Annotated in this window: 4 protein-coding genes; 3 read left to right on the forward strand and 1 reads right to left on the reverse strand. The window is 77.2% G+C overall.

The annotated features are described in order from the left end of the window. The first annotated feature begins 313 nt into the window (after positions 1-313). Together ACFXAM_RS31445 and ACFXAM_RS31450 are read left to right on the forward strand one after the other, a co-directional pair. Complete coding sequence (locus ACFXAM_RS31445) at positions 314-958, forward strand: dihydrofolate reductase family protein (protein ID WP_380296382.1); 645 nt, start codon at positions 314-316, stop codon at positions 956-958. 746 nt (positions 959-1,704) lie between these two features. Beyond that, positions 1,705-2,169, forward strand: a complete 465-nt coding sequence (locus tag ACFXAM_RS31450) for a hypothetical protein (protein ID WP_380296383.1) — start codon at positions 1,705-1,707, stop codon at positions 2,167-2,169. 50 nt (positions 2,170-2,219) lie between these two features. Here ACFXAM_RS31450 and ACFXAM_RS31455 read toward each other — a convergent pair whose 3' ends face one another. After that, complete coding sequence (locus ACFXAM_RS31455) at positions 2,220-2,765, reverse strand: hypothetical protein (RefSeq protein ID WP_380296385.1); 546 nt, start codon at positions 2,763-2,765, stop codon at positions 2,220-2,222. Between the two features lie 177 nt (positions 2,766-2,942). Here ACFXAM_RS31455 and ACFXAM_RS31460 point away from each other — a divergent pair. Continuing rightward, on the forward strand, positions 2,943-3,806 hold an 864-nt coding region (locus tag ACFXAM_RS31460), incomplete at its 3' end, for a BTAD domain-containing putative transcriptional regulator (protein ID WP_380296387.1).

Genomic DNA, 3,806 nt, shown 5'->3' on the forward strand with positions numbered 1-3,806 from the left:
CCCACGTGGCCCCAGCGCGCGAGCTGTCCCCCCCCCCCCCCCGGGGGCGGGGGGGGTGGGCGGCGGCGGCCCCGGCGCCGGCGCCCCCCCCCCCGCGGCCCGCCGCCCCGGCGCCGGTGGAGCGGCCGGAACGGGTCGAACGGGTGGGGCCGGCGGAACCGGTGCTGGAGGCGGGGCCGCTGCCCGGGCCGCGGCGCGGCTGGTGGGACACGCTGACCGGGTGGCTGCGGCGCTGACCAGCGTGGCGGGGCGGCCCCGGATAGAGTCGCCCCGATCCCGGCCCACCCCGGCGCCGGCCACCGGAGGTGTCCCCGTGTCCCTGGTACGCGTCCACAACTTCTCCGTCTCGCTCGACGGCTACGGCACGGGCGAGGGCCAGAGCCTGGAGGCCCCGTTCGGCCACGCGGGCGACCGGCTGCACCGCTGGTTCTTCCCCACCCGCACCTTCCACGCCATGCAGGGCAAGGAGGGCGGCGGCACCGGCGTCGACGACGCCATGGCCCGCACCTGGGGCGACGGCATCGGCGCGGAGATCATGGGCCGCAACAAGTTCGGCCCGCAGCGCGGCCCGTGGCAGGACCACGAGTGGAACGGCTGGTGGGGGCCGAACCCGCCGTTCCACACGCCGGTGTTCGTCATGACCCATCACCCCAGGCCGAGCGTCGCGATGGAGGGCGGCACCACCTTCCACTTCGTCGACGGTTCCCCGCAGGAGGCACTCGCCCGGGCCCGGGAGGCGGCCGGCGGCCTGGACGTGCGGATCGGCGGCGGGCCCGCGACCATCCGCGCCTTCCTCGCCGCCGACCTGGTCGACCACCTGCACCTCGCGGTGGTGCCGATCCTGCTCGGCCGCGGCGAGCGGGTCTGGGACGGACTCGAAGGCCTGGAGGAGCGCTTCCGCGTCGAGTCCGTCACCAGCCCGAGCGGCGTCACCCACATGACCTTCACCCGGCCCTGAGCACCGGGCCGCGCCCCCGTCGCCGTCGCCATCGCCGGGGCCGGCGGCCTCAGCGAAGCGGCGCGACGCCGTCGTCGTGGTCGAACAGCGCCTGGAGGTGGTCCTCCGGACGGCTCGTCGGCACTCGTGGCGTCCGACCGGTGCGCCCGATCGGTGCGGCCGGGCTCGCGCCAGGGGACGGCCTGCGGCTCCGGGGCGGCGGCCTGAGTACGTGCACTCACGACCGGCCGCGGGCGGCCCTGGGAGGATGCCCGGATGCCGGTGTGGGTGCTCGGCCCGAGGGTGACGGTGCCGCTCGTGGCGGCCGGGGCGCCGGCCGCCGCGGTGTGGTTCTTCCGGGGCGGCCGGGACGTCGGCCGGGGCGGGTGGTCGCGGCCTGGCCGACGGGCTTCCTGGTCCTTCTCGTCGGGACGGGCGCCGCCCTGCTCCGTCCTCACCTGCCGGTCGCCGCCACCGCGCAGGGCGTGCCGGCCGCCCCCCTCGCGGTGCTGCTCGCGCGGGGAACGGTGGAGTCGCTCCGTCGCCGCGGGGGGCCGCGGCGGCCGGACGGCCGCTGACCGACGGGGCGGGCCGAGGGCCCTCGACGCCCACCGCGGGAGCCGCCGGTGCGCCCCCGTTCGCCCGGGTGCGCCCCGGACGGAGGGCCCGATGAGGTTTACCGCTCCCGCCGGGGTGCCATATCCGAGGCTGCAAGGCCGGATCCGGCGATCGGCCGGACCGGGCCCACCGAGGGAGGGGACACCCGTATGACGGACATCCACCGGTCCGCGTTGCGGTACACCGCCGACATCACCGCGGAGGACATCGACGGCCTGGCCGGGTTCATCGGCCGGCGGATCGTCGTGCTGCGCGAGGGGGCCGGCGTGCCGGGAGGCGAGGAGGAGCGGGTCGGCGCCGCACTGTCGCAGACCGTGGCGGCGCTCACCGTGAGTGCGCAGGAGGTCCTCGCCGCGCTCGCCCGGGTCGCGGAGGCGGCCGCACAGGCCGAACCGGAGAGCGCGGCGGAGGGGGACGCGCAGGCCCGGCCCGTCGGCGACGCGGTCGAGGAGCTGATGGTGCGGCTCAGCACGCTGTGGCGGTACCTGCTGACGGCCGCCGAGGCGTGGAGCCACCTGCCGGACTACGACGTGGCGCGCTGGCGGCTCGACGGCCACCTGGACGCCGCGCACGAGGCGCGGGACCGCTGGCTCGCGGCCGGCGAGGTCTGGTAGGAGGCCGGGCCGGCCCCGCCCGGAGGCGGGCGGAGCCGGCCGTGCGGGGGTCAGCTGTTCCAGGGATTGGCGGCCTGGTCGTTGATGTTCACCCAGAAGCGGACGTTCTTCGGCAGGTTGCCGTTGGCCCAGAAGGTCCAGCCGCCGGTCCACGCGTAGTTGTCGCCGTAGTGCCCGTCGTGGAACTCCGCCTGCCGCCAGGTGCGGCCGAACTGCCCGCGGCAGACGGCGTTGGCCGCCTCGGGGCTGGTCAGCTCTGTCCCCTTCACGGGGCGGCTGATCTCCACCTCGCCCAGGGCCCAGCCGTTGTAGAAGCCGAGGACGATCCCGGGCGGGGCGGGGCGGAAGTCCTGGTTGAGGCAGAGCACCGGCAGCGAGTTCCAGGCCGGGGTGTCGCCGTGGTACGCGTCGCTGGCGGTGCCGCCGGGACCGCCGACCTGGATGGCGAAGCCCGCACCGTAGTTGAGGACCTCCCAGGTCATCCCCGGGTGGTTGGCCGTGGTGGCGGCCTGGGCGGACGGGGCGGCGGTCAGCGGGGCGAGGGCGGCCACGGCGGTCGCGGCCGCGACGGCGGCGAGGCGCTTGAAGCGGTTCATGGGTGGTTCCTCCAGGGAACTCCGGGGCGGGGGTGATCGCAACGCCGTTCCCCTGCGGGGCCGGCACACACCGACCCTCTCAACCGCGCGCACGATTCTGGCATGATCTGGTCATCAGTTCGTCACCAAACGCGACGGTCCGACAGCGGTGTGCAGGACCCTGGGGAGGGGCAGCGCATGGAGTTCGCGATTCTGGGACCGCTGGAAGTCCGGACCGGCGGGGGCGAGCGGGTCCGGCTGGGCGGCGTGCGCCAGGAGCGGCTGCTCGCCGCCCTGCTGCTGAACGCGGGCGGCGCCGTCCCGGTGGCCCGGCTGGTGGACGCGGTCTGGGACGAGCGGCCGCCGGCCACCGCGGACCGTCAGGTCCGCAACCTGGCGGGGCTGCTGCGCCGCGGCTTCCGCAAGGCCGACCCGGCCGGGCCACCCGCGCTGCAGACCGACGGGCGCGGCTACCGGATCCTGCTCGACGGCCACCGGGTGGACGCCCGGGACTTCGCCGACGCGGTGGACCGTTCCCGCCGCACGGCCGCCGCCGGGCAGCCGGCCGCCGCGGCGGCGGACCTGCGCGAGGCCCTCGCGCTCTGGCGCGGGCCGGTGCTCGACGGGCTGGCGGGCCAGGCGGTCGCGGCGGGCGCCGTACCGCTGGAGGAGCTCCGGCTCACCGCCTGGGAGGACTGCCTCGATCTGGAGGCCGCGCTCGGCCGGCACCGGGCGAGCATCCCCGAACTCACCGCGCTGGTCGCCGACCATCCGCTGCGGGAGCGCTTCGTCGGACAGCTGATGCGGGCGCTGCACGCCTCCGGGCGCACGGCCGACGCGCTGAGCGCGCACCGGCGGTTCACCACCCGGCTCGCGGAGGAGCTGGGCCTCGACCCGAGCCCGGAACTGCGGCGGCTGCACCTGGAGCTGCTCACCGCCGGGACGGCCCCGGAGGACCGCCCCCCCCCGGCCCGCGGCGCCGGGCCGGGGGGGCTCGGCCCCGGCGGCGGGGGGGGCGGGGGGCGGGGCGGCGGCGGGGGGATAAAAAAAAAAGAAGCTGGC

Origin of the sequence: Kitasatospora sp. NPDC059462, assembly GCF_042749955.1 — a bacterium.
In the GTDB taxonomy this organism is placed as follows: domain Bacteria; phylum Actinomycetota; class Actinomycetes; order Streptomycetales; family Streptomycetaceae; genus Kitasatospora.